The 22,988-nt window shown below is 62.5% G+C and carries 19 protein-coding genes; 15 read left to right on the plus strand and 4 right to left on the minus strand.

The features are described 5' to 3' along the window. Window positions 1–49: 49 nt before the first annotated feature. Window positions 50–2,341, minus strand: coding sequence for an NADP-dependent malic enzyme (locus BM216_RS06145; RefSeq protein WP_092996993.1), 2,292 nt, complete (start codon window positions 2,339–2,341; stop codon window positions 50–52). Window positions 2,342–2,545: 204 nt separating this feature from the next. Here BM216_RS06145 and mutS point away from each other — a divergent pair, with 204 nt between their 5' ends. After that, window positions 2,546–5,194 (plus strand): DNA mismatch repair protein MutS, encoded by a 2,649-nt coding sequence (mutS, locus tag BM216_RS06150; RefSeq protein ID WP_244530102.1) that lies wholly within the window; start codon window positions 2,546–2,548, stop codon window positions 5,192–5,194. Between the two features lie 24 nt (window positions 5,195–5,218). Here the strand turns inward: mutS and BM216_RS06155 are convergent, their stop codons facing one another. Further along, window positions 5,219–6,433 (minus strand): alpha/beta hydrolase family protein, encoded by a 1,215-nt coding sequence (locus tag BM216_RS06155; protein ID WP_244530089.1) that lies wholly within the window; start codon window positions 6,431–6,433, stop codon window positions 5,219–5,221. Window positions 6,434–6,491: 58 nt separating this feature from the next. Between BM216_RS06155 and BM216_RS06160 the strand changes: the two genes are divergently transcribed. The 3 genes from BM216_RS06160 (at window position 6,492) to murJ (ending at window position 12,061) form a co-directional block, all read left to right on the plus strand. Continuing rightward, window positions 6,492–7,556, plus strand: a complete 1,065-nt coding sequence (locus tag BM216_RS06160) for a helix-turn-helix domain-containing protein (protein WP_092996534.1) — start codon at window positions 6,492–6,494, stop codon at window positions 7,554–7,556. An 82-nt stretch (window positions 7,557–7,638) separates the two neighbouring features. Continuing rightward, window positions 7,639–10,464 carry a [protein-PII] uridylyltransferase gene (locus BM216_RS06165; RefSeq protein ID WP_092996537.1) on the plus strand — a complete coding sequence of 942 codons (2,826 nt, stop codon included), beginning with the start codon at window positions 7,639–7,641 and terminating at the stop codon, window positions 10,462–10,464. A gap of 22 nt (window positions 10,465–10,486) precedes the next feature. After that, window positions 10,487–12,061: a murein biosynthesis integral membrane protein MurJ gene (gene murJ / locus BM216_RS06170; RefSeq protein ID WP_092996540.1), complete on the plus strand. Its 1,575-nt coding sequence runs from the start codon at window positions 10,487–10,489 to the stop codon at window positions 12,059–12,061. Window positions 12,062–12,092: 31 nt separating this feature from the next. Here murJ and BM216_RS06175 read toward each other — a convergent pair whose 3' ends face one another. Beyond that, window positions 12,093–12,584, minus strand: a complete 492-nt coding sequence (locus BM216_RS06175) for a YcbK family protein (RefSeq protein ID WP_092996543.1) — start codon at window positions 12,582–12,584, stop codon at window positions 12,093–12,095. Window positions 12,585–12,910: 326 nt separating this feature from the next. Between BM216_RS06175 and BM216_RS06180 the strand changes: the two genes are divergently transcribed. Then, window positions 12,911–14,155: a hypothetical protein gene (locus tag BM216_RS06180; protein WP_092996546.1), complete on the plus strand. Its 1,245-nt coding sequence runs from the start codon at window positions 12,911–12,913 to the stop codon at window positions 14,153–14,155. Between the two features lie 171 nt (window positions 14,156–14,326). Here the strand turns inward: BM216_RS06180 and BM216_RS06185 are convergent, their stop codons facing one another. Beyond that, entirely contained in the window at window positions 14,327–14,734 is a 408-nt protein-coding gene (locus BM216_RS06185; protein WP_092996549.1) for a BA14K family protein, read from the minus strand. A gap of 590 nt (window positions 14,735–15,324) precedes the next feature. On the opposite strand from BM216_RS06185, the gene BM216_RS06190 reads away from it, so the two are divergent. From BM216_RS06190 to miaB, 10 genes are all read left to right on the plus strand, one after another. Continuing rightward, a complete protein-coding gene (locus tag BM216_RS06190; RefSeq protein ID WP_092996552.1) occupies window positions 15,325–15,732 on the plus strand; it encodes a VOC family protein in 408 nt (135 codons plus the stop codon). A 136-nt stretch (window positions 15,733–15,868) separates the two neighbouring features. After that, the gene (gene trpS, locus BM216_RS06195; RefSeq protein WP_092996555.1) at window positions 15,869–16,933 is read left to right on the plus strand and encodes a tryptophan--tRNA ligase; all 1,065 of its coding nucleotides are present in this window, start codon (window positions 15,869–15,871) and stop codon (window positions 16,931–16,933) included. 121 nt (window positions 16,934–17,054) lie between these two features. Further along, window positions 17,055–17,546, plus strand: coding sequence for a universal stress protein (locus BM216_RS06200; RefSeq protein WP_092996558.1), 492 nt, complete (start codon window positions 17,055–17,057; stop codon window positions 17,544–17,546). Window positions 17,547–17,659: 113 nt separating this feature from the next. Beyond that, window positions 17,660–18,226: a NifU family protein gene (locus tag BM216_RS06205; RefSeq protein ID WP_092996561.1), complete on the plus strand. Its 567-nt coding sequence runs from the start codon at window positions 17,660–17,662 to the stop codon at window positions 18,224–18,226. 18 nt (window positions 18,227–18,244) lie between these two features. Beyond that, window positions 18,245–18,910, plus strand: a complete 666-nt coding sequence (gene tsaB, locus BM216_RS06210) for a tRNA (adenosine(37)-N6)-threonylcarbamoyltransferase complex dimerization subunit type 1 TsaB (protein WP_092996564.1) — start codon at window positions 18,245–18,247, stop codon at window positions 18,908–18,910. Between the two features lie 3 nt (window positions 18,911–18,913). Continuing rightward, the gene (locus BM216_RS06215) at window positions 18,914–19,408 is read left to right on the plus strand and encodes a GNAT family N-acetyltransferase (protein WP_092996567.1); all 495 of its coding nucleotides are present in this window, start codon (window positions 18,914–18,916) and stop codon (window positions 19,406–19,408) included. Between the two features lie 38 nt (window positions 19,409–19,446). Beyond that, a complete protein-coding gene (locus BM216_RS06220) occupies window positions 19,447–19,875 on the plus strand; it encodes a Fur family transcriptional regulator (protein WP_092996570.1) in 429 nt (142 codons plus the stop codon). Window positions 19,876–19,887: 12 nt separating this feature from the next. Then, window positions 19,888–20,721, plus strand: a complete 834-nt coding sequence (locus tag BM216_RS06225) for a lyso-ornithine lipid O-acyltransferase (RefSeq protein WP_092996573.1) — start codon at window positions 19,888–19,890, stop codon at window positions 20,719–20,721. Window positions 20,722–20,841: 120 nt separating this feature from the next. After that, entirely contained in the window at window positions 20,842–21,465 is a 624-nt protein-coding gene (locus tag BM216_RS06230) for a DedA family protein (protein ID WP_092996576.1), read from the plus strand. 98 nt (window positions 21,466–21,563) lie between these two features. Then, window positions 21,564–22,988: a tRNA (N6-isopentenyl adenosine(37)-C2)-methylthiotransferase MiaB gene (gene miaB / locus BM216_RS06235; RefSeq protein ID WP_092996999.1), complete on the plus strand. Its 1,425-nt coding sequence runs from the start codon at window positions 21,564–21,566 to the stop codon at window positions 22,986–22,988.

Consider the following 22,988-nt stretch of genomic DNA (forward strand, 5'->3'; position numbering starts at 1 on the left):
GACTTAGTTCACTGAACTTAGTCCACTTGAGGATTGCATTCAAACAGCCTTACGATCCGGCATTGTAGGCGGCGATCGCTGCCATGTTAACGATTTCGGAATCCTTGGCACCCATCTGGGTGATCTGCACCGACTTGTCGAGACCGACGAGAAGCGGGCCGATCACGGTCGATGCGCCGATTTCCTGCAGCATGCGGGTGGCGATCGAGGCCGAATGGATCGCCGGCATGACAAGCACGTTGGCGGTGCCCGAAAGGCGGCAGAACGGATACTGCTCCATGCGGCTCGGGTTGAGCGCCACGTCGGCCGCCATCTCCCCGTCATACTCGAAATCGACCCGGCGGCCGTCGAGGATCTTCACGGCTTCGCGAACCCGTTCCGAACGCTCGCCGACCGGCTGGCCGAAGGTGGAATAGGCAAGCATGGCAACGCGCGGCTCATAGCCCATGCGGCGGGCGACACGGGCGGCCTCCGTCGCGATGTCGGCCAGGTCCTGGGCATTCGGCATGTCGTGGACGGCGGTGTCGGCGACGAAGATCGTCCGGCCGCGGGCGACCACGATCGAAACGCCGATGACGCGATGCCCCGGTTTGGCGTCGATGCAGCGGCGGACGTCGGAGAGCGCGGTGGCATAGTTGCGGGTCGTGCCCGTCACCATCGCGTCCGCGTCACCCGTCGCCACCATGGTCGCGGCAAAGTGGTTGCGGTCGTTGTGGATCAGGCGCTGCACGTCGCGCAGCAGGAGACCCTGGCGCTGCAGGCGGCCGTAGAGATGATCGACATAAGCGTCGACGCGGTTGGAGATGCGGGCGTTGACGACCTCGATGCCGGGACGGTCGAGATCGATCCCGGCCTTCTCGGCAGTAGCGCGGATCACGTCGTCGCGGCCGAGCAGGATCGCCGTGCCGAGACCCTGGTTGCAGAAGGAGATCGCGGCGCGCATGACCTGCTCTTCTTCGGCTTCCGCAAACACGACCCGCTTCGGGAAGCGGCGGACGCGCTCGTAGATGCCTTGCGTTGTTGCGGCGATCGGGTCACGACGCGCGGAAAGCTCGTGGCCATAGGCGGCAAGGTCGGTGATGTCGCGACGCGCGACGCCGCTTTCCATCGCGGCCTTGGCAACCGCGACCGGAATGGCCGAGATCAGCCGCGGATCGAACGGAACCGGGATGATGTATTGCGCGCCGAAGCGCGGGCGGTTGCCCTGGTAGGCGGCGGCGACGTCGTCCGGCACGTCTTCGCGGGCGAGATCGGCCAGCGCCTGGGCGGCGGCGATCTTCATCGCGTCGTTGATCTGCCGGGCCCGCACGTCCAGCGCACCGCGGAAGATGTAGGGGAAGCCGAGCACGTTGTTGACCTGGTTCGGATAGTCCGAACGGCCGGTCGCCATGATCGCGTCGTCACGGATGCGGGCGACTTCCTCCGGCGTGATTTCCGGATCCGGGTTCGCCATGGCGAAGATGATCGGCTTGTCGGCCATGGATCGTATCATGTCTTCGGTGAAGGCACCCTTCTGGGACAGGCCGAACACCACGTCCGCACCCTTCATCGCTTCTTCCAGCGTGCGGCTGTCGGTCTTCACCGCATGCGCGCTCTTCCACTGATTCATGCCCTCGGTGCGGCCTTGATAGATGACGCCCTTGGTGTCGCAGAGAGTGATGTTGTCCGCCGCAAAGCCCATGGCCTTGATGAGTTCGATACAGGCGATCGCCGCCGCACCGGCGCCGTTGCAGACGAGCTTGGTGGTCTTCAGGTCACGGCCGGTCAGTTCCAGCGCGTTGATGAGGCCCGCCGCCGCGATGATCGCCGTGCCGTGCTGGTCGTCATGGAAGACCGGGATGTCCATCAGCTCGCGCAGGCGGCTTTCGATGATGAAACATTCCGGAGCCTTGATGTCTTCGAGGTTGATCCCGCCGAAGGACGGCCCGAGATAGCGCACGCAATTGATGAACTCGTCGACATTCTCGGTATCGACTTCAAGGTCGATGGAATCGACATCGGCGAAGCGCTTGAAGAGAACCGACTTGCCCTCCATGACCGGCTTCGACGCCAATGCGCCGAGATTGCCGAGGCCGAGGATCGCCGTACCGTTGGAAATGACGGCCACCATGTTGCCGCGCGTCGTGTAATCGTAGGCCTTGGCCGGATCGGCAGCGATCGCCAGCACCGGCACGGCAACGCCCGGCGAATAGGCGAGCGACAGGTCGCGCTGGGTCGCCATCGGCTTGGTCGGCGTGATCTCCAGCTTGCCGGGACGGCCGTCGGCGTGGAAATCGAGCGCTTCCTGTTCGGTGACCGAAGTGCGCGTGCGGCCAGTCTTGTCAGCAACCTTGTCGTTCACGGGCGATGTCCTCTCCAGCTTCTTGTGGGCAGCCTTCTGCGAGGCCGCTGCGGATGTTGTGTTCAAAGGGTCATCACCGATAGTGTCGCCACTTTCCATGCGCAACAAAAAATCGGTTCCGTGACCCAGTTTGAAAGATTCTCCATCCAAGCCCTGACAACCGACCAGCTGGCCTCGGAAGAGAGCCGCGCGTCGGCCACGCCGATGATGGAACAGTTCATCGAGATCAAGGCAAACAACCCTGGATCGATCCTGTTTTATCGCATGGGCGATTTTTACGAGCTGTTCTTTCAGGATGCGATCGAGGCGTCGCGCGCCCTCGACATCACGCTGACGCGGCGCGGCCAGCACATGGGCCAGGATATCCCGATGTGCGGCGTGCCCGTTCATGCGGCCGACGACTATCTGCAGAAACTGATCGCGCTGGGCTTCCGCGTCGCGGTCTGCGAGCAGGTGGAAGACCCTGCGGAGGCGAAGAAACGCGGCGGGAAGTCGGTGGTGAAGCGCGATGTCGTGCGCCTCGTCACGCCGGGCACGATCACCGAGGAAAAGCTTCTCGTCGCCTCGGAATCGAACTATCTGATGACGCTCGCCCGCATCAAGGGCGCCGCCGAACCGCTGATGGCGCTCGCCTGGATCGACATCTCCACCGGCGTCTTCCGGGTGGCCGAGACCGAACAGTCGCGTCTGCTTGCCGACATCCTGCGCATAGAGCCGCGCGAACTGATCATGCCGGACACGCTCTTCCATGATGCCGAGCTGAAGCCGGTCTTCGACGTGCTGGGCCGCGTCGCTGTGCCGCAGCCTTCCGTCCTGTTCGACAGTGCCACATCCGAGGGCCGCATCGCCCGTTATTTCGGCGTCGGCACGCTGGATGGCTTCGGCACATTCTCTCGCGCCGAGCTGGCGGCGGCATCGGCCGCCATTTCCTATGTCGAAAAGACGCAGATCGCCGAACGCCCGCCGCTCGGCCGGCCGGAGCGCGAAAGCGGCGCCTCCACCCTGTTCATCGACCCCGCGACCCGTGGCAATCTGGAACTGACCAAGACACTTTCCGGCGAGCGCGAAGGCACGCTCTTGAAGGCGATCGACCGCACCGTCACCGGCGGCGGCGCCCGCCTGCTCGCCGAACGGCTGATGTCGCCCTTGACCGATCCAGACCGCATCAACGGCCGGCTGGATTCCATCTCCTTCCTGCTCGACGAGCCGTCGCTCTGCTCGGATCTCCGCTCCTCGCTGAAGCATGTACCGGACATGCCGCGCGCGCTCTCGCGCCTTGCGCTCGACCGCGGCGGCCCGCGCGATCTCGGTGCCATCCTCGCAGGTCTCGAAGCCGCCCGTGGTGTCGTCAGTTTCCTTGAGCGCTCCATGCTGCCGGACGAGCTGTCCGCAGCGCTGACAGACCTCAAGGCTCTGCCTGTCACGGTCGAATCCCTGCTCGGCAACATGCTGGCCGAGGACCTGCCACTGCTGAAGCGCGACGGCGGCTTCCTTGCCGATGGCGCCCATGCCGAACTCGACGAAGTCCGCGCGCTGCGCGATCAGTCCCGCAAGGTCATCGCCGGCCTGCAGCTGCAATATGCCGAAGAGACCGGCATCAAGTCGCTGAAGATCAAGCACAACAACGTGCTGGGCTACTTCATCGAGGTGACAGCCGGCAATGCTGGGCCGATGACCGATACGCCGGAAGCCAAAGCCCGCTTCATCCATCGCCAGACCATGGCGAATGCCATGCGCTTCACCACGACCGAACTGGCCGATCTGGAAAGCCGCATTGCCAATGCCGCCGACAAGGCGCTGACCATCGAGCTCGCGGCCTTCGATAAAATGGTTCAGGCAGTGACGGAGGAAGGCGAGGCGATCAAGGCCGGCGCCCGCGCACTGTCGGTGGTCGATGTTGCGGCTGGCCTCGCCATGCTGTCGGAAGAGTGGGACTACCGCCGCCCGACGGTCGATGCGTCGCGCATGTTCGCCATCGAGGGCGGCCGCCATCCGGTGGTCGAACAGGCGCTGCGCCGCCAGTCGTCCGGCCCCTTCATCGCCAATGAATGCGACCTGTCACCGAAAGATGGCGGCGAATTCGGCGCGCTCTGGCTGCTCACCGGCCCGAACATGGGTGGTAAGTCGACCTTCCTGCGCCAGAACGCGCTGATCGCGATCCTCGCCCAGATGGGCTCCTTCGTGCCGGCGGCCTCGGCCCATATCGGCATCGTCGACCGGCTGTTTTCCCGCGTCGGCGCGTCGGACGATCTCGCCCGTGGCCGCTCCACCTTCATGGTGGAAATGGTCGAGACGGCGGCGATCCTCAACCAGGCGACCGACCGCTCGCTGGTCATCCTCGACGAGATCGGACGCGGCACCGCCACCTTCGACGGCCTCTCCATCGCCTGGGCGGCGGTCGAGCACCTGCACGAAGGCAATCGCTGCCGCGGCCTGTTCGCCACCCATTTCCACGAACTCACCGTGCTGTCGGAGAAGCTGAACCGGCTTTCCAACGCCACGATGAAGGTGAAGGAATGGGACGGCGAGGTAATCTTCCTGCACGAGGTCGGCCCCGGTGCCGCCGATCGCTCCTACGGCATCCAGGTCGCCCGTCTCGCCGGACTGCCGGACTCGGTCGTCGCCCGCGCCCGCGACGTGCTGACCAAGCTGGAGGATTCCGACCGCAAGAACCCGGCAAGCCAGTTGATCGACGACCTGCCGCTCTTCCAGGTCGCCGTGCGCAAGGAAGACGTCAAGCGCGGCCCCTCCAAGGTCGAGGAGGCCTTGAAGGCCATCAACCCGGACGACATGAGCCCGCGCGAGGCGCTCGACGCGCTTTATGCGCTGAAGAAGCAGCTTGCGGCGAAATAACGGATCGGGCGGCAGATCCGCATCTCATGGATTTGCCGCATCCGCCTTAACAGCCTGACTGAACGCGCCCACGGTCATGTCGATCATCTGCGCATGAAGCTCACGCCGTGACCGCCCGCCGCCATCCATGCAGATCGGATCGCCGATCTTCTCCGCCTCGGCCATCTCGGCAGCCCCCGGTCTGCACTCCGCAAACAGGCTGTAGTGGCTGGCGTCGTTGATCGTCGTGTAGCTCGAATTTGCAATGGCTTTGACCAGCCCCGACGCATCTGCCGTGGTTGGAATTTTCCCCTGAGCGCCGAGGTTGACGATAGAAACCGGGATCGAGACGTCCGCAAAGCTTTCGGCGTCGAACACATCCACCGGGGCGGGGTCTATGGCCATGGCGAAACGAATGCGCCTGTCGCTGTTATCGCGACCGGCGGATTGCATATCCATAGCGTGAAGATCGACACCACTTTGCCTCACCCAGTCGCAAAGCGAGGCGTTGCGCATATCGGTATCGCAATAGCCAGCCAGAAGCCTTGGATCTATCCGAGCACCTGCAATAGCCAGCGCAGTGCCGCCGCCCATGGAAAGACCAAGGGTTCCGACCCGGCCAGTGTCGATGTGCCCGCTGAAAGTCGGATCTTTTTCAATCGCATCGAGCGTGTCGCTCAGATCGCCGGGCCGCAGCCAGATTTTCATCGTCTCAGCCGCCGATCTGTTCCGTCCGGAATTTCCGGGATGGGTCGGCGCGGCAACGACAAAGCCTTGGCTCGCCAGCGGTGTGGCGATCCAGCTCATGGCCTGCGGATTTCCGGCGAGGCCGGCTCCGTGTGAGAGAAGAACGAGAGGAAATTTCCTCTCCGCTATCGAGGCGTCGCGCAGCGAAGCTGTACCCTCAAAGAATACGCTCTCGCCGAGCATGACCGGCTCTCCATCGGCTTGCGCCGGATACCAGACTGTTATCTCGATATCTCCGCCACGTTCCTTCGAGGTAGCCGAGATCTGGCGGACACCGACTTGGACTGAGGTTTCGGCAGCAGGATGCGTCACCTTGGCGGAGATTGTGTTCGGCCGCGTTGTGACTTCCAAGGGAAGGGCGGAGGTAGCCTGGACTAGCCCCATGGCCGCAAGTGCCAAGACGGGCGAGGCGAGGGGAATGAGCAAGGAAAATGGCATGTCGGTCGGTCTCCAGCCGTGTTGAGAATGGAGCCGAAGAGAGCGCCAATCCGTCTGCCTTTCGACCTCGAACATGATATAGTCCGTCTAGAGACATGATTTAGGCCTTTTGCCGCATCTGGCGGGATCTCCATTGCTGACCGTTCCCTTGCCCCTTCTTGCGGGCCTGATCTTTGTGCTGGTCCTTCACAACAGCCTGAAGGGTGTGGAAGCGCCCGGAAGCCGCCGCTATTTCGTGGCCTTCCTCATCCTCTATGCGCTGCAGGGGCTGATCGTCGGCCTGCATTTCGGCTATGGCCTCATCGGCCTTGCCTTTGTCCAGCCGATCACCGCCTCGGTCATGCCGCCGCTCGCCTTCCTCGCTTTCCGGGAACTGACGGGCTTTCCGCCGTCCCGCCCCTGGCTTCATCTCTGGGCTCCGCTCGCGGTCGCCATCGCCGTGGCGTTCGTGCAGGATTTCATCGATCCGCTGCTGCTGGTGATCTTCCTCGTCTACGGCCTGGCCCTGTGGCAATTGACGCGTACGGGAGGCGCCGAGGTCATGGCGGAAGCGAGCCTCCAGCGCATGCGGCCGGCTCTGCGCGCCGCAAGACTGACCGCCGGCCTGATGTTCCTCTTCGCGATCACCGATGCCTTGCTCGCCGTCTATACCCGGTTCCACGGTGCCGGCAGCGTGCCAGTCGTCGTCACGGTGATGAACATCGCGGCACTCGCCGTCGTCGCAGCCTATTACTTCTGGCCGCAGCCCGATGCCGTATCCGGGCGAACCCCCACTACGATGGCGCCTGACCCACACGACGACGACCTCGTGGCGCGCGCCACAGCAGCTCTGGATGAGAAAAACCTGTTCAGCGACGAAAACCTCAGCCTCGCGAAGATCGCCCGCAAGGCCGGCATCCCGGCCCGTGACCTGTCATCGGCCATCAATCGCGCAACGGGGCAGAACGTCTCGCAATTCGTCAACAACCGCCGCGTCACCGAGGCCTGCCGCCTGCTCGACGAGACGAAACAGTCTGCCACTTCGATCATGCTCGACGTCGGCTTCTCGACGAAATCGAACTTCAACCGCGAATTCCGCCGCGTCACCGGCATGAGCCCCCGCCAGTGGCGCGGCCGTGCCCGTGCTCAAGGCGATGCGTCGGAGCCTGCCTTGCCGGACCGCGCACTTGACCTCGAAGCCGCCCGGCAACAACTTTGAAACGACCGATCGTCATAATCGGTGGAAAAGGTGCCGCAAATTCGCTAAAGCCTCCCCGGCAAACTGGCACCGGCAGGAACACATGGCCAGACACGAAATTGATTTCTCCGAACTTCTCGACATCAATGCCCTGAAGGCCGAGTGCCGCGCGCTGATGAAGAAGGACCGGCCGCATCTGGAACTGCGGGCCGCGATCCTGCCCGTCATGCGCCGTGCTAGCACCGAGGGCCGCGACAAGGCACGCGAGCTGCTCAACCGGGATGGCAGCGGCCTCAATTGCGCCGAACGCATTTCCTGGCTGCAGGACCAGATCATTTCCATCCTGCACGAGACGGTGGTTTCGGCTGTGCATCCCGAAGGCCGTGACATCGCGGTTGCCGCGGTCGGCGGCTATGGCCGCTCGACGCTGGCGCCGGGCTCGGATATCGACCTTCTTTTCCTTCTGCCGGAAAAGAATTCCGATGCCATGCGCAAGGCGGTTGAATTCCTGCTCTATGTCCTGTGGGACATGGGCTTCAAGGTGGGCCACGCCACCCGCACCATCGAGGAATGCATCCGTCTGTCGCGCACCGACATGACCATCCGCACAGCCATCCTCGAAAGCCGCCATATCTGCGGTTCCGGGCAATTGGTGGCGCAGCTCGAGACCCGCTTCGACCGGGAAATCGTCGCCGATACCGGCGCGGAATTCGTCGCTGCCAAGCTCGCCGAACGCGACTTTCGCCACCAGAAGGCGGGCGACACCCGCTATCTGGTCGAGCCCAATGTCAAGGAAGGCAAGGGCGGCCTGCGCGACCTGCAGACCCTCTTCTGGATCGCCAAGTATTATTACCGGGTCAAGGATGCCGGCGAACTGGTGAAGCTCGGCGTCTTCTCGCGCAAGGAACTCAACCTGTTCGAAAAGGCTGACGATTTCCTCTGGGCGGTGCGCTGCCACATGCATTTCCTCACCGGCAAGGCCGAGGAGCGGCTCTCCTTCGACATCCAGCGCGAGATCGCAGCCAGCCTCGGCTATCACGCCCGCCCAGGCCTGTCGGCTGTCGAACGCTTCATGAAGCACTACTTCCTCGTCGCCAAGGATGTCGGCGACCTGACCCGCATCTTTTGCGCGGCACTGGAAGAGCAGCAGGCGAAGGCCGCTCCGGGCCTTGCTAACCGGGTCATGTCGCGCTTCACCAAGCGGCTGCACAAGATCCCCGGCACCGTCGATTTCGTCACTGATCGCGGCCGCATCACGCTTGCCGCGCCGGATGTCTTCACCCGCGATCCGGTCAATATCATCCGCTTCTTCCATGTCGCGGATATCCACCAGCTCGAACTTCACCCGGATGCGCTGAAGCGCATGACCCGCTCGCTGTCGCTGATCGATGCCAGTGTGCGCGAGAACGACGAGGCCAACCGCCTCTTCCTTTCCATGCTGACCTCGCGTCGCGATCCGGCGCTGATGCTGCGGCGGATGAACGAGGCGGGCGTACTCGGTCGTTTCATCCCCGAATTCGGCAAGGTCGTCGCGATGATGCAGTTCAACATGTATCATCACTATACGGTCGACGAGCACCTGATCCGCTCGGTCGAGGCACTGTCTGAAATCGACAAGGGCGAGGCGGGCGAAGTCCATCCGCTCGCCAACAAGATCATGCCCGGCATCGAGGAGCGCGACGCGCTCTATGTTGCGGTCCTCATCCACGACATCGCCAAGGGCCGCCAAGAGGATCACTCGACGGCCGGCGCCCGTATCGCCAAGAAGCTTTGCCCCAGGCTCGGTCTCAACGCCAAGCAGACCGAACTCGTCACCTGGCTGGTCGAACAACATCTCATCATGTCGATGACCGCCCAGACCCGCGACCTGCATGACCGCAAGACGATCACCGATTTTGCCGATGCCGTCCGCTCGATGGACCGGCTAAAGCTGCTGCTGGTGCTGACGATCTGCGATATCCGCGCCGTCGGCCCGGGCGTCTGGAACGGCTGGAAAGGCCAGCTGCTGCGCACGCTCTATTACGAGACCGAGCTGCTTCTGTCCGGCGGCTTTTCCGAGACGCCGCGCCGCGAACGCGCCACCGCCGCCGCGCGGGAACTCGCCAACGCGCTGTCGGGTTGGGACGAGGTGGATGCCAAGACTTATTCGGAGCTGCATTACCAGCCCTATTTGCTGGCCGTATCGCTGGAAGACCAAGTGCGCCACGCAACCTTCATACGCGATACGGACCGCGCTGGGCATGTGCTCGCCACCATGGTGCGCACCGACGCTTTTCGCGCGATCACGGAAATCACCGTCCTGGCCCCCGACCATCCCCGCCTGTTGTCGATCATCACCGGTGCCTGCGCCGCGGCCGGCTCCAACATCGCCGATGCCCAGGTCTATACGACGACCGACGGCCGCGCGCTCGACACGATCCTCATCAACCGCGAATTCGCCGTCGACGAGGACGAGCTGCGCCGTGCCGGCACGATCAGCCGCATGATCGAGGATGTGCTGTCCGGCAAGCGTCGCCTGCCGGAAGTCATCGCTACCCGAGCCAAGGCGAAGAGAAAGCATCGGGCCTTCAACATTCCGCCTTCGGTCATCATCTCCAACGGCCTGTCCAACAAGTTCACGGTCATCGAGATCGAGTGCCTGGACCGCACCGGCCTTCTGGCTGATATCACCGCCGGCCTTGCGGATCTCTCGCTCGACATCCAGTCGGCGCGCATCACCACATTCGGCGAAAAGGTCATCGATACCTTCTACGTGACCGATCTCGTCGGCCAGAAGATCACCAATGAAAACCGCCAGAACAGCATTGCCTCGCGCCTCAAAGCGGTGATGTCGAACGACGAATTCGAGTCGATCGATGGCATGGCGGCCAGCGTCGTTCCGACCATCTCAGAACCGCCCGCCGCGCGCAAAAACAAGGCAAACGCATGATCAGAAGCATGGGGTCCGGCCGATGAGCCTCGTCAGGAAGTTCGCGACCGTCGGCGGGGCGACGCTCGGCAGCCGTATCTTCGGCTTTGCCCGCGAGACCGCGATGGCGGCCGCACTCGGCACCGGGCCGATGGCCGACGTCTTCTACGCCGCCTTCCGCTTCCCCAACCTTTTCCGCCGCCTGTTTGCCGAGGGTGCCTTCAACGCAGCCTTCGTGCCGCTCTTCTCCAAGGAGATCGAGGCGAATGGCGTCGCGGGCGCCAAGCGCTTTTCCGAGGAAGTCTTCGGTGTCCTGTTCTCGGCGCTTCTGATCATCACCATCGTCATGGAACTGATGATGCCGTGGCTGGTGCGTTTCATCATTGCGCCGGGCTTTGCCGACGACGCGGAAAAGACCTCGCTGACCATCCGCATGGCCGCGGTCATGTTCCCCTACCTGATGTGTATGTCGCTGACGGCGATGATGAGCGGCATGCTGAATTCGCTGCATCATTTCTTCGCCGCCGCCATCGCCCCGGTCTTCCTCAACGTGGTGATGATCGCAGCATTGGTCTGGGGCCTCTGGATCGGCGCCGATCCGCGGGAAATCGCCTGGTACCTGTCCTGGAGCGTGCTGGTCGCCGGCGTGCTGCAGCTTGCCGTCGTCTATATCGGCGTGCGCCATGCCGGCATCAATATCGGCTTTCGCCGCCCGCGCATGACACCCAACGTCAAACGCCTGCTCTGGCTCGCGGTCCCGGCGGCCGTCACCGGTGGCATCACCCAGATCAACCAGATCATCGGCCAGGCCATCGCGTCCGGCAAGGAAGGCGCGATCGCGGCACTCCAATATGCCGACCGCATCTACCAGCTGCCCCTCGGCGTCGTCGGCGTCGCCGTCGGCGTCGTGCTCCTGCCGGAACTGTCGCGTGCGCTGAAGGGCGGACAGCTGAAGGAAGCGGCCAATATCCAGAACCGCTCGATCGAATTCGTCCTGTTCCTGACGCTCCCCGCCGCCGCCGGCCTCTGGGTCTTGTCGGACGCGATCATCCGCGTGCTTTATGAACGTGGCGCCTTCTCGGCGGAAAATACCACGGTCGTCGCCGGCATCCTGGCGATCTACGGCCTCGGGCTGCCGGGGTTCGTCATGATCAAGGCGCTGCAGCCGGGCTTTTATGCCCGTGAGGACACCAAGACGCCGATGCGCTTCACCATGCTGTCGGTCGTGGTGAATTCAGGCCTCGCCATCTCGCTGTTCCCCATCCTCGCCGAGCGGGGCATCGCGACGGCCGAGGCGACGGCGGGCTGGATCAACACTGTCCTGCTGTTCACCACGCTGGTCTGGCGCGGTCATCTCGCCTGGGAATGGAAGCTCGCCAAGCGTACGGTGCTGCTGGTCGCTTCCGCTGCGGTCATGGCCACGGCGCTGATCTATGCTCTGCCTTATGCCGGCCCCTGGCTGGCTCCGGGCTCGCATCTGCTGCAGCAGATCCTGGCGCTCGGCGTTCTCATCGCGCTTGCGATGGTCGTCTATTTCAGTGTCGCCTTCCTGATCGGCGGTGCCGATCTCGGCATGATCCGCCGCAATCTCAAGCGCAAGACGAAGCCTTCGGCGTAATATGGGCCGAGGCGGCTGAGTACCGTCTCGCTCAGCTCTCGCTGCCCTTGCTCTTGCTCCTGCGCTTCAGATTGGCAAGGCTTCCCTTGCCCTTCTTACCGCAATGGGCCCAGGTCCGGCTCGGGCCGATATCCACATGCACGATGCCGTTGCAGTATCGGCCGATGCCGCCGATGCCGGGCGCGGTGCGGGCTGCCGCCAAGATGCGTTTTTCTGAGACACCCGGAACCCGGATGTCTGCGGCATAACAGCGGCTATGTTGTGATGTACCGGAGCGCGGGCGGTGGCCGGATGTCACCATCGGCTTGTGGCCTGTCTGCTTGGCGATATGGGCAAGAATGGCCTCCAGCTTTTCGGGAAAACAGCCTGTCCGGACGCTGACGCGCTGAACGGTGTAGAAGGCCGAATAATCGTGCTTGAAGCTGGTGCCGCGGCGTTTGTCGTTCTTGCCTGCGGCCTCGGCGTTGACGTTCAGACTGAATGCCAAAAGGCAGGCCAGCGCGACGCGAGAAAAGATGCGCATGGAAATCCCCTGGGAAAGGACCTGTCGTCAGGACAGGTCAACTTGTGTGTCGGGGTATTTCTTTCTGAAAAGTGACGTGAATAAGGAGCAATTTACTCTAAATTGGGATTTCTTGGCCCTAAGTCTTAATAGCCGTTAACTAAGACTGCCACGGCGAATGCTTCTATTTGGCTTGTACGGGTGTTTTTCTTTGTTAGAAAATTGTTGCAAAACTGAAGGTTGACGGGCTTTGGCGGGCTGGCCATAGTTCAGCGGTACATCAGATGATTTCATACGGATGTGGCACTGTCCGACTGGTGCCAGCTCCTCCATAAGAGGCTGTTACCATGTTTGGATTTTCCAAGGACATTTCGCTCTCCAACCCTTTTTCGCGCTCGTCGCGCTCCCGCGGCGAATCAGGTTCGCGGGGCGACAGTGCCGTTGCCGCCGCCGCGGACAAGAAGGGCAAATACGACAAGAAGGACGCGCCCCTCGCCATCACCGACATCGTCATGACCTGTCTCGACGTTGCTTTTGGTACTGCGAACGGTGGCCAGAGCGTCGGTTATGCGGCGCTCGGCCAGCATGTCGCCCAGGGCGCGCAGAACAGCTACAAGGCCAAGGGCAATGCCAAGATCGAGGTGCCACCCAGTCCGCATTTCGTTGCCCACGGGCACAGCAAGGGCGACATCACGACGGAAAGCCCGGCGACGCTGAAATACCTGCAGCGCCGGCGGATCAAGGAAGTGGGGGGCAATGGCTTTGGCGTTGCCGGCTCGGTCGCGGTCGCTGCCTCCATGGGCCACCTTCCGGTCAATGCGCTCTCGATCGCCAAGCAGGCGAACACGACCGTATCTACCGCCGCCCATCTGACACAGCTCAAGATCCTTGCGCGAGAGATCGACGCGCTGGAGGCCGACATGACATCCGGCGTCTCGCTGTCGGAACTGGTCAGGGAAGTCATCAAGGTCAAGGCGCACAAGTCGGGCATCGAGGGCACAAAGCTCGTCACCGGCTCGATCCCGGTGCTGGGGGAAATCGTCACGTCGGCCGTCACCGGCGCCGTCAATGGCGCGACTGCCGCCGCCAAGACCTTTGATAAGGCTTTTCATGCGAAAAACTGCGCAAGGCTTGCGCTGGAGATCCACTGGATTGCCTATCAGGAACAGTTCCGCGCCTGGTGCCGCATGCACCGGCTCGATCCCGATGAATTTCTCGAACGTGACAATTATCTTGCCCGCCGTAAGCCGCCGCGCCTCGCCGGCAAGAATCTGAGGCAAGCCAACGAGGCGCTGCGCGAGCATGACCGCCCGCCGCGCCTGAAGGGCAAGGGGCTTTCGGCTGCCAGAGAAGCGCTTGAGGCCCACAACCCGCCGGCCAGCCGTCTGCCGTCGGCCGAACTCGACCGGGTGGTGCACGAAGCCCGCCAGAGCTTCTATTTCCACCGCGACGCGGGGCCTGCGACCAAGCTCGTCGCCGAACTCTTCACCCGCCGCTCGGCGCTCGCGGTGCTCGGCAGATACGATGTCGCCGCGCTGATCATGGAACCCGGCGGCTGGGTCGCGCTGACGGACAAGATCTCGTCCTTGTGATCGTATGGGGCCTATGAGGGTATCACCACGCTCGGCATGAAGCATCCCTAAATGTCGCCACTCATCGAGGTGTTGGCACGCCTACGAGGACATCCCGGAGGCAGAAGCTTCGCGAAAAAAAGACCCGCCACGGGCAGCGGCGGGTCTCAACTCTAGAAACCGTGTATAGCCTCAGCGGCAGACGCGGCGTGGACCGTAGTTCGGCTGATAGGTGTTGTCGGATGCGCGGTAGGACCGGTAGCGGGCAGCACAGCTGCTTGCGCGGTTCTGAGATGCGATGGCGCCGCCGATAATGGCGCCGGCTGCCAGCCCGCCTATGATTGCCGCAGTATTATTGTTGCGGTGATGGCGACGGGAATAATGCCTGTCCCGGTGGTGTCGGTGGCTCCGGCTGTACCGGTCCCGTCGGTCGTAGTGGTGACGGCGATATTCACGTCTATCACGTCGGTCGCGAACCTGCTGAACGTCGGATCTCTCCATCGCCGGGGCAATCGGGCCAAGCGGCAGAGCCTGCGCCGGCGTGAGACCGGTGAAAGCGGTCATGGCCGAAACCATGACTATGGCTAGCTTTTTGAACATGCTTCTTCCTCTGTTATGGGGAAGTAAATAGGTCCGGGTTGCAATTTGAGAAGGCCCGCACGGAGAGTTGGCAAAAAGGCAGGTTATGCCTCCTGGGGACGTTCCGACATCTCACACGAACAATTCCAGGTACTTACGCAAAACCTTATCCCCGCGCTTCTATGTCGTGCCTACAATCCGGCCGTTCTGCTTCGGCTACACCGCTCGACATTGCCGGCGAGACGGGACCGGTGACCATATGAACCGCCCTGATGCAGATTGGACATGCGGGGCTGCGCACAAAATGGTCTGCCTCTCCTTCCAGCAAGGGTAAGGTGCGTGTGTCGCACACATCACGGCCGGCAGTCCGTAAGGACATTAAACCCTGCCGCCGCAGATGGACCGGAGTTTCGTGGAAAAACACACCGAACGGGACACACCGAGTGTCATTGTTAAAAATTCAATTCGAGGCACCCGACATGTGCCGGCCGAAATGCAAGAAATGCCCGTCCTCCTCGGGCGAGCAAAGCGAGACCCGAGGATCGCCAAGGGCGGACTCCGCCGAGCTTTCGGCATATCGTATCGCCATTGTTCAAAGACCGGGAGTTTTCATGACCAGCCAGTCGATCTTTCTCGTGACCCTCGTTGTCGATGACTACGACACGGCCAAGGCTTTCTACTGTGGCGTTCTGGGCTTCGACTGCGCCTTTGATGGTCCGCTGCCGGAAGGTAAGCGCTGGGTCGTGGTGAGGCCGAAGGGCGGAGAAGGGGCGGCACTCCTCTTGGCCCGCGCCGACGGTGACGAGGAGAGGGCCGCAATCGGCAACCAGACGGCCGGCCGCGTCAGCTTCTTCCTGAAGACCGACGATTTCCATCGTGATCATGAGGCGTTGCTGGCGAAGGGCGTCCGCTTTCTTGAGGAGCCGCGGCACGAACCCTACGGCACGGTCGCGGTATTTGCCGATCTCTACGGCAATCTCTGGGATCTCATCCAGCGTGCGGATGAAACTGCCACTTGATTCCGCCCCGCCGGCTGTGCTTAGAGCGCGGCGTTAGCTACATGGCCCGCGGGCCGCGGCCGCCGGAGATCATCACACCTCTCGGTACCGCGGATTCCAGGGCCTGGGGCCTTCCAACCGCCTGTTCGAGGACATTATGAATAGCTTCAAGCCGCTCGTCTTTTCCGGTGTGCAGCCCACCGGCAATCTCCATCTCGGCAATTATCTCGGCGCGATCCGCAAATTCGTCGCCCTGCAGGAAAACAACGACTGCATTTATTGCGTCGTCGACCTGCATGCCATCACCGCCCAGCTCGTGCATGACGACCTGCGCGGCCAGATCCGTTCGATCGCCGCCGCCTTCATCGCCTCGGGCATCGATCCGGTAAAGCATATCGTCTTCAACCAGTCCGCCGTGCCGCAGCATGCCGAACTCGCCTGGGTGTTCAACTGCGTCGCCCGCATCGGCTGGATGAACCGCATGACGCAGTTCAAGGACAAGGCCGGCAAGGACCGCGAGAATGCTTCGCTCGGCCTGCTGGCCTATCCGAGCCTGATGGCGGCCGACATCCTCGTCTACCGCGCCACCCACGTTCCGGTCGGCGACGACCAGAAGCAGCATCTGGAACTTGCCCGCGACATCGCCCAGAAGTTCAACATCGACTTCCAGGAGAAGATCCGCACGACCGGCACGGGCGTCGACATGGTCGTCGGCGAAGAGCCGATCCACGGCTATTTCCCGCTGGTGGAGCCGCTGATCGGCGGCCCGGCACCGCGCGTCATGTCGCTGCGCGACGGCACCAAGAAGATGTCGAAATCCGATCCGTCGGACCTGTCGCGCATCAACCTGATGGACGAGCCGGAAGAGATCGCCAAGAAGATCCGCAAGGCCAAGACCGATCCGGAAGGCCTGCCGAGCGAACTCGAAGGTCTGGCCGGCCGTCCGGAAGCCGACAACCTCGTCGGCATCTATGCGGCGCTCGCCGACAAGACCAAGGCGGACGTGCTTGCCGAATTCGGCGGCCAGCAGTTCTCGGTCTTCAAGCCGGCGCTGGCGGATCTCGCCGTCGAGGTTCTGGCACCGATCAGCGCCGAGATGCGCCGCCTTCTCGACGACACGACCCATATCGACGCGATCCTCAAGGATGGCGGCGAGCGGGCCGGCGCCCGGGCCCGGAAGGTCATGGACGAAGTCTTCGACATCATCGGCTTCCTGCGCTGATCCATCGTTGAAAATAACGTGAAACCCGCCGTCAATTGCGGCGGGTTTTCATTTTTGCGGGTTGGTATAAGGTCCGCGACGCGACCGCGTCGGTCGAGAATACGGGCAATGAGGGGACGCCATGGTTTCCAAGAGACTTTCGCGGCTGGAAGGACACCGGCGCAAATTCATGGCCGTCATCGACGGCACGCCCGAATGCGAGAAAGCGGTCCATTACGCCGGCCGCCGCGCCAAGAATTCCAATGGCGGTTTGGTCCTCCTCTACATCATCCCGGAAGGCGACTTCCAGCAATGGCTCGGCGTCGAGCAGATCATGCGGGCCGAGGCCATGGAGCAGGCCGAGGCCGTCATGGCCAAATCCGCGCAGAAGGTCCGTGAAGCGATCGGCATCGATCCCGAAATCGTCATCCGGGAAGGCAGCGCCACCGAGCAGATCAACGCGCTGGTGGAGGAGGATCGCGACATCGCCGTCCTCGTTCTCGCCGCCGGTTCGGCCAAGGAAGGCCCGGGTCCGCTCGTTTCCGCCATCGGCGGCCGCGGCACCGCTTTCCCCATCCCCGTCACCGTTCTGCCTGATACATTGTCCGACGAGGAAATCGACGCACTGGCATGATCTCGCTATTGACCGGGAGATTGCAAAGGCGCACTTGAACCCAAAGATGAGAAAGTTTATCTTCTTTGGAAGAATTCTAAACTTAGCGCCGCTCGCCGGCCAGGAGCACGACCATGTTCATTCAGACGGAAACCACGCCGAACCCGGCGACGCTGAAGTTCCTCCCCGGCAAGGTGGTCCTCGAAAAAGGTACGGCTGAGTTCCGCAATGGCGACGAAGCCGACGCTTCGCCGCTGGCGGCGCGTCTCTTCGACGTGCCCGGCGTCACCGGCGTCTATTTCGGCTACGACTTCATCACCGTCACCAAGTCCAACTCGGAATGGCAGCACCTGAAGCCGGCGATCCTCGGATCGATCATGGAACACTTCATGTCCGGCCAGCCGATCATGGGCGGTGGTTCGTCCATGGCGGAAGACCTGGATGAGGAAGGCGAGTTCTTCGAGGAAGGTGACGAAACCCTCGTCGCCACGATCAAGGAACTGCTGGAAACCCGCGTTCGTCCGGCCGTCGCGCAGGATGGCGGCGATATCACCTTCAAGGGCTTCAAGGACGGCACCGTCTATCTCAACATGAAGGGCGCCTGCTCGGGCTGCCCGTCATCGACGGCGACGCTCAAGCACGGGGTGCAGAACCTGCTCAAGCACTTCGTTCCCGAAGTGCAGGCCGTCGAGGCGCTCTGACGTCCGGCGAATGCATCCATGATCACACTGGCCATCGACACCGCGGGAATTGACTGTTCTGCGGCTGTCTACGACGATTCGTCGAACAAGTTGCTCTCCGCCGTTTCCGAGGAGATCGGCAAGGGACATGCCGAGCGCCTGATGGCCGTCATCGACCAGGCACTGGACGAGGCTTCCGTCGATCTTCACGGTGTTGGCCGTATCGCGGTCGTCGTCGGACCGGGCTCGTTTACCGGCATCCGCGTCGGCGTGGCGGCGGCCCGTGGCTTTGCCCTGTCGCTCGGCATCGAATGCGTCGGCGTAACCACGCTGGAAACGCTGGCCGCCCACTATCTGGCAAGCAATCCCGGCAGCCCTGTGGTCGTGACGATGGATGCCAAGCGCGAGGAAATTTACGCTCAGGCTTTTTCACCGGAAGGCGTGGCACTCAACGAAGCGGCAGCCCTTTCTGCTGCCGACGTCCGCGAACTGGTAACGTCGTTTTCGGCGCAGGCAACAGGCTCGTGGAGCGGTAACGTCTCAGACAAGGGGGCCGACAGGCCGTCATCGCCCGACCGTTTCGATATCGGCACCGTGGCACGCATTGGAGCGGCCAAGGATGCGGGCGAGGGTAGGCCGAAGCCGCTTTATCTGCGTGGACCGGACGCCAAGCCACAGACCGGATTTGCGCTGGCAAGAGTGTAGGCGATGTTCGACGACTATCTGAGCTGGAAGCCGTTCTTCGAGGTCGTACCCATGGAAGGGGCCGATTGCCGTGAGATTTCCGAACTCCACGGCTTCCGCTTCCCGCGCCAGTGGAGCGACGGAGAGTTCCAGAACCTGCTGATGCAGGAAAACGTCTTTGGCTTCGTCGCACGCCAGACCAATGCCTTTTTTTCGAGGCCGATGGCCGGCTTTGTCCTGAGCCGCGAGGCGGCGGGCGAGGCTGAAATTCTGACGGTCGCGGTATCGGAAAAATTCGGTCGCCAGGGCCTTGGCTGGCGGCTGATGCAGGCGGCGCTTCGTGAGGCTTCGTCGCGCGGAGCCGACAGCATGTTTCTCGAAGTCGAGGCGGAAAATGCGGCGGCGGTGGCGCTCTATGGCAAGCTCGGATTTGCCCGGATCGCCGAGCGGCCGGCCTATTACACAGGGGCCGATGGCAGGCGGACGGCGGCGCTTGTCATGAGCCGAGTTCTTCGCTAGTCCCTAATCTCAATCAAGCTTAAGGGGGCCGGGACGTCATGACGGACCTTTCCAAGACACTGGAAGAATTGTGTGCCGAGAAAGGCATGCGCATGACGGAGCAGCGCCGGGTCATCGCGCGGACCCTGCAGGAATCGGACGACCATCCGGACGTCGAAGAACTGTATCGCCGCTCGTCCAAGGTTGATCCGCGCATCTCCATCTCGACCGTCTATCGAACGGTAAAACTGTTCGAGGACGAGGGTATAATCGAGCGTCACGATTTCCGTGACGGCCGCTCGCGCTACGAGACCGTGCCGGAAGAGCATCACGATCACATGATCGACTTGAACACCGGCCATGTGATCGAGTTCAACTCGCCGGAAATCGAGGCGCTGCAGGAGCGGATCGCCCGCGAGCACGGCTTTCGTCTGGTCGGACATCGGTTGGAGCTCTACGGCATCCCGCTCGACAAGGACGACGAGTAGGAACGCCCTGCGGTGATCACCAACATCCGGATCGGCCTGATCATCGTCTGTCTCGTGGCGGTCACGCTGGTCCTCCTGCCGTTCCAGCTGGTGGGCCTCGCCTTCGATCTCAAGATCCGTCGCTACGTGCCGCGGCTCTGGCATCGTTCGGCCTGCTGGCTGCTCGGCATCCGCATCCGCACCCACGGTCATCTGGAGCGCCGGCGCCCGCTGATGCTCGCCGCCAACCATGTCTCGTGGAAGGACATCCTCGTCCTCGGCGCCGTCGCCGACGTCATCTTCATCGCCAAGGCGGAAGTGGCTGATTGGCCGATCTTCGGCGTACTCGCCAAGCTGCAGAAATGCATCTTCGTGGTGCGCGAGGAAAAGCGCCGCACCGGTGATCAGGTCAACGAGATCGCCGCCCGGATGAATGCCGGCGAGATCGTCGTCCTCTTCCCCGAGGGCACGACCTCCGATGGCAACCGCCTGATGGAGGTGAAGTCGTCGCTGTTCGGCGCAGCCGCCGCAGCCGCTCCCGCAACGCCCGGCAATCTGGTGCATGTGCAGCCCGTGACGCTCGCCTATACAAGGGTTCACGGCATGGCGATGGGCCGCTTCCACCGTCCGCTCGCCGCATGGCCTGGTGATATTGAGCTGGCGCCGCATCTCTTGGGCGTGATGAAGGAAGGCGCGCTCGATGTGGATGTGGCTTTCGGCGACACGATCGACTTCAAGGCGGGCGACAATCGCAAGCATCTGAGCCAGAACGTCACCGCGCAACTCCGTCGCATGCTCATCCGCCATCTGCGGCAGCGCGAATACGACGCGAATGACGGCGCAACCGATGGCGGCAGCGTGAACTGAACCTATATTGAGTAGGAAAGGCGTCGTTCGCCATTGGCGGCTGAACGGCCTCCCGAAGTCAACCCGATCTGAAGTCCTGCCGTGGCGGCATCCCGCGCATCGGCGGTATCTGGAAACATCATGGATCCACTTGGACAGCTGATACACTGGTCGGCGGAATACGGCCTGCTCGGCGTTTTTCTCGTCGTCCTTTCCGAACGCATCATCCCGATCTTTCCATCCTACGCCATCATGGCGGCAGTCGGCATCGGGGCGGAATCGGGTGCGTGGTCGCCTGCCGCCGCCCTGATTGCCGCGATCGCAGGCAGTTATATCGGAGGGTCGCTCTACTATTTCTGTGCCGCGAGTGTTTCCGAGGAGCGATCGTTACGTTTCCTCACGCGCTTTGCACTCCTGTTCGGAACCTCGTCCGACAAGGTGCAGAAGATGATCTCCTATTTCCGCACAAACCAGGCTGCGCTGTCCTTCACCGCCCAGCTTGTGCCGACCGTCAGGCTCGTGGCTCCGGCGATCGCCGGTCTCCTGAAGGTCAATCCCGGCCCCTTCGCCATGGCGGCGTTGTTGGGTGTCGCCGTCTGGAACTCGCTCTTCTTCCTCATCGGCTATGCCTGTGCGCGCCTCTCCTTCGATGGCAATGTCTCGGAACTGGCGCTGGAACTGCTGATCGTGTTGATGGTCGTGGAAAGCCTTGCCTTCGTGGTCTGGCGCCGGTGGCGCAGAAAGAAGATGCCGGCGACCGGCTGAGCAGCAGCCCGAAGCCGCATGACAGCTGTGATCGCTCAGGCCATTCCGACTCATACGAAATGCTTCAACTCGCGCCCTTCTTGCTGTATGAGCCAGCCATGAACGAACACGTCTCCCTTTCCGCGCCGGCCGAAGAGCCCGTCACCTGTCCCGACACGCGCAGCAATGCGCGCAAGGTCTTCATCAAGACCTACGGCTGTCAGATGAACGTTTACGATTCCACCCGCATGGGCGATGCCCTGGCTGGCGAGGGATATGTGACGACGGAAGACATGGATGAGGCGGATCTCGTTCTGCTCAACACCTGTCACATCCGCGAAAAGGCGGCGGAAAAGGTCTATTCCGCACTCGGCCGCCTGCGCGAGATGAAGAAGATCCGTGCCGCCGAAGGCCGCGAATTCATGATCGGCGTCGCAGGCTGCGTCGCTCAGGCGGAAGGCGAGGAGATCATCCGTCGTGCGCCCGCCGTCGACGTGGTCATTGGCCCGCAGACCTACCACCGCCTGCCGGATGCGCTGAAAAAAGCCCGCGCCGGTGAGCGTGTCGTCGATACTGAATATGCGGTCGAGGACAAGTTCGCCCATCTGCCCGCAACCGAGAAGAAGGTCATCCGCTCGCGCGGCGTCACGTCCTTCCTCACCGTGCAGGAAGGCTGCGACAAGTTCTGCACCTTCTGCGTCGTGCCTTACACGCGCGGCTCCGAAGTGTCCCGTCCGGTCGGCCAGATCATCGATGAGGCGAAGCGCCTCGTCGATGCCGGCGTCCGCGAAATCACGCTGCTCGGCCAGAACGTCAACGCTTGGCGCTCGGAAGACGACAAGGGCAGGGGGCTCGGGCTCGCCGATCTTCTCTACCGTTTGGCCGACATTCCCGGCCTCGCGCGGCTTCGCTACACGACCAGCCATCCGCGCGACATGGACGACCGCTTGATCGAGGCCCATCGCGACCTGCGCAATCTTATGCCTTACCTGCATCTTCCGGTACAGGCCGGTTCCGACCGTATCCTGAAAGCCATGAACCGCCGCCACACCGGTGCGGAATATCTGCGCCTGATCGAGCGCATTCGCGCGGCACGGCCGGATATCGCCATGTCCGGCGATTTCATCGTCGGCTTCCCCGGCGAGACCGACCAGGATTTCGAGGACACGCTGAAGATCGTCGAGGATGTGAATTACGCCTCGGCCTTCTCGTTCAAATATTCGAGCCGCCCTGGCACCCCGGGCGCGGACTTGGCCGATCATGTGGCCGAAGAGGTGAAGACCGAACGTCTGGAGCGATTGCAGACGCTGCTCTTGAAACAGCAGGCCGAATTCGCCACATCCTGCATTGGAAAGACCATCGATCTGCTGCTGGAAAAGCCGGGCCGCATGCCGGGACAGGTGATTGGACGTTCGCCTTGGCTGCAGTCTGTGAATGTTGATGCAAAAACATCGCAAATCGGTGAGATTATCAGTGTACGAATCACCGGGACTGGTCCGAACAGCTTGTTTGCCGAGCCGGCAGAGAGTTTAATCAAGGCCTGA

Origin of the sequence: Rhizobium sp. NFR07 (genome assembly GCF_900111905.1) — a bacterium.
Classification (GTDB): domain Bacteria; phylum Pseudomonadota; class Alphaproteobacteria; order Rhizobiales; family Rhizobiaceae; genus Neorhizobium.

What these genes read in the sequence shown, in the direction of transcription:
- BM216_RS06180 (WP_092996546.1), top strand. Translation starts at nt 12,911, where the DNA reads ATGTTTGGATTTTCCAAGGACATTTCGCTCTCCAACCCTTTTTCGCGC.
- tsaB (WP_092996564.1), top strand. Translation starts at nt 18,245, where the DNA reads ATGATCACACTGGCCATCGACACCGCGGGAATTGACTGTTCTGCGGCT.
- BM216_RS06205 (WP_092996561.1), top strand. Translation starts at nt 17,660, where the DNA reads ATGTTCATTCAGACGGAAACCACGCCGAACCCGGCGACGCTGAAGTTC.
- BM216_RS06230 (WP_092996576.1), top strand. Translation starts at nt 20,842, where the DNA reads ATGGATCCACTTGGACAGCTGATACACTGGTCGGCGGAATACGGCCTG.
- mutS (WP_244530102.1), top strand. Translation starts at nt 2,546, where the DNA reads ATGATGGAACAGTTCATCGAGATCAAGGCAAACAACCCTGGATCGATC.
- BM216_RS06155 (WP_244530089.1), bottom strand. Translation starts at nt 6,433, where the DNA reads ATGTTCGAGGTCGAAAGGCAGACGGATTGGCGCTCTCTTCGGCTCCAT.
- BM216_RS06190 (WP_092996552.1), top strand. Translation starts at nt 15,325, where the DNA reads ATGACCAGCCAGTCGATCTTTCTCGTGACCCTCGTTGTCGATGACTAC.
- BM216_RS06215 (WP_092996567.1), top strand. Translation starts at nt 18,914, where the DNA reads ATGTTCGACGACTATCTGAGCTGGAAGCCGTTCTTCGAGGTCGTACCC.
- BM216_RS06200 (WP_092996558.1), top strand. Translation starts at nt 17,055, where the DNA reads ATGGTTTCCAAGAGACTTTCGCGGCTGGAAGGACACCGGCGCAAATTC.
- trpS (WP_092996555.1), top strand. Translation starts at nt 15,869, where the DNA reads ATGAATAGCTTCAAGCCGCTCGTCTTTTCCGGTGTGCAGCCCACCGGC.
- BM216_RS06165 (WP_092996537.1), top strand. Translation starts at nt 7,639, where the DNA reads ATGGCCAGACACGAAATTGATTTCTCCGAACTTCTCGACATCAATGCC.
- BM216_RS06185 (WP_092996549.1), bottom strand. Translation starts at nt 14,734, where the DNA reads ATGTTCAAAAAGCTAGCCATAGTCATGGTTTCGGCCATGACCGCTTTC.
- BM216_RS06220 (WP_092996570.1), top strand. Translation starts at nt 19,447, where the DNA reads ATGACGGACCTTTCCAAGACACTGGAAGAATTGTGTGCCGAGAAAGGC.
- BM216_RS06175 (WP_092996543.1), bottom strand. Translation starts at nt 12,584, where the DNA reads ATGCGCATCTTTTCTCGCGTCGCGCTGGCCTGCCTTTTGGCATTCAGT.
- miaB (WP_092996999.1), top strand. Translation starts at nt 21,564, where the DNA reads ATGAACGAACACGTCTCCCTTTCCGCGCCGGCCGAAGAGCCCGTCACC.
- murJ (WP_092996540.1), top strand. Translation starts at nt 10,487, where the DNA reads ATGAGCCTCGTCAGGAAGTTCGCGACCGTCGGCGGGGCGACGCTCGGC.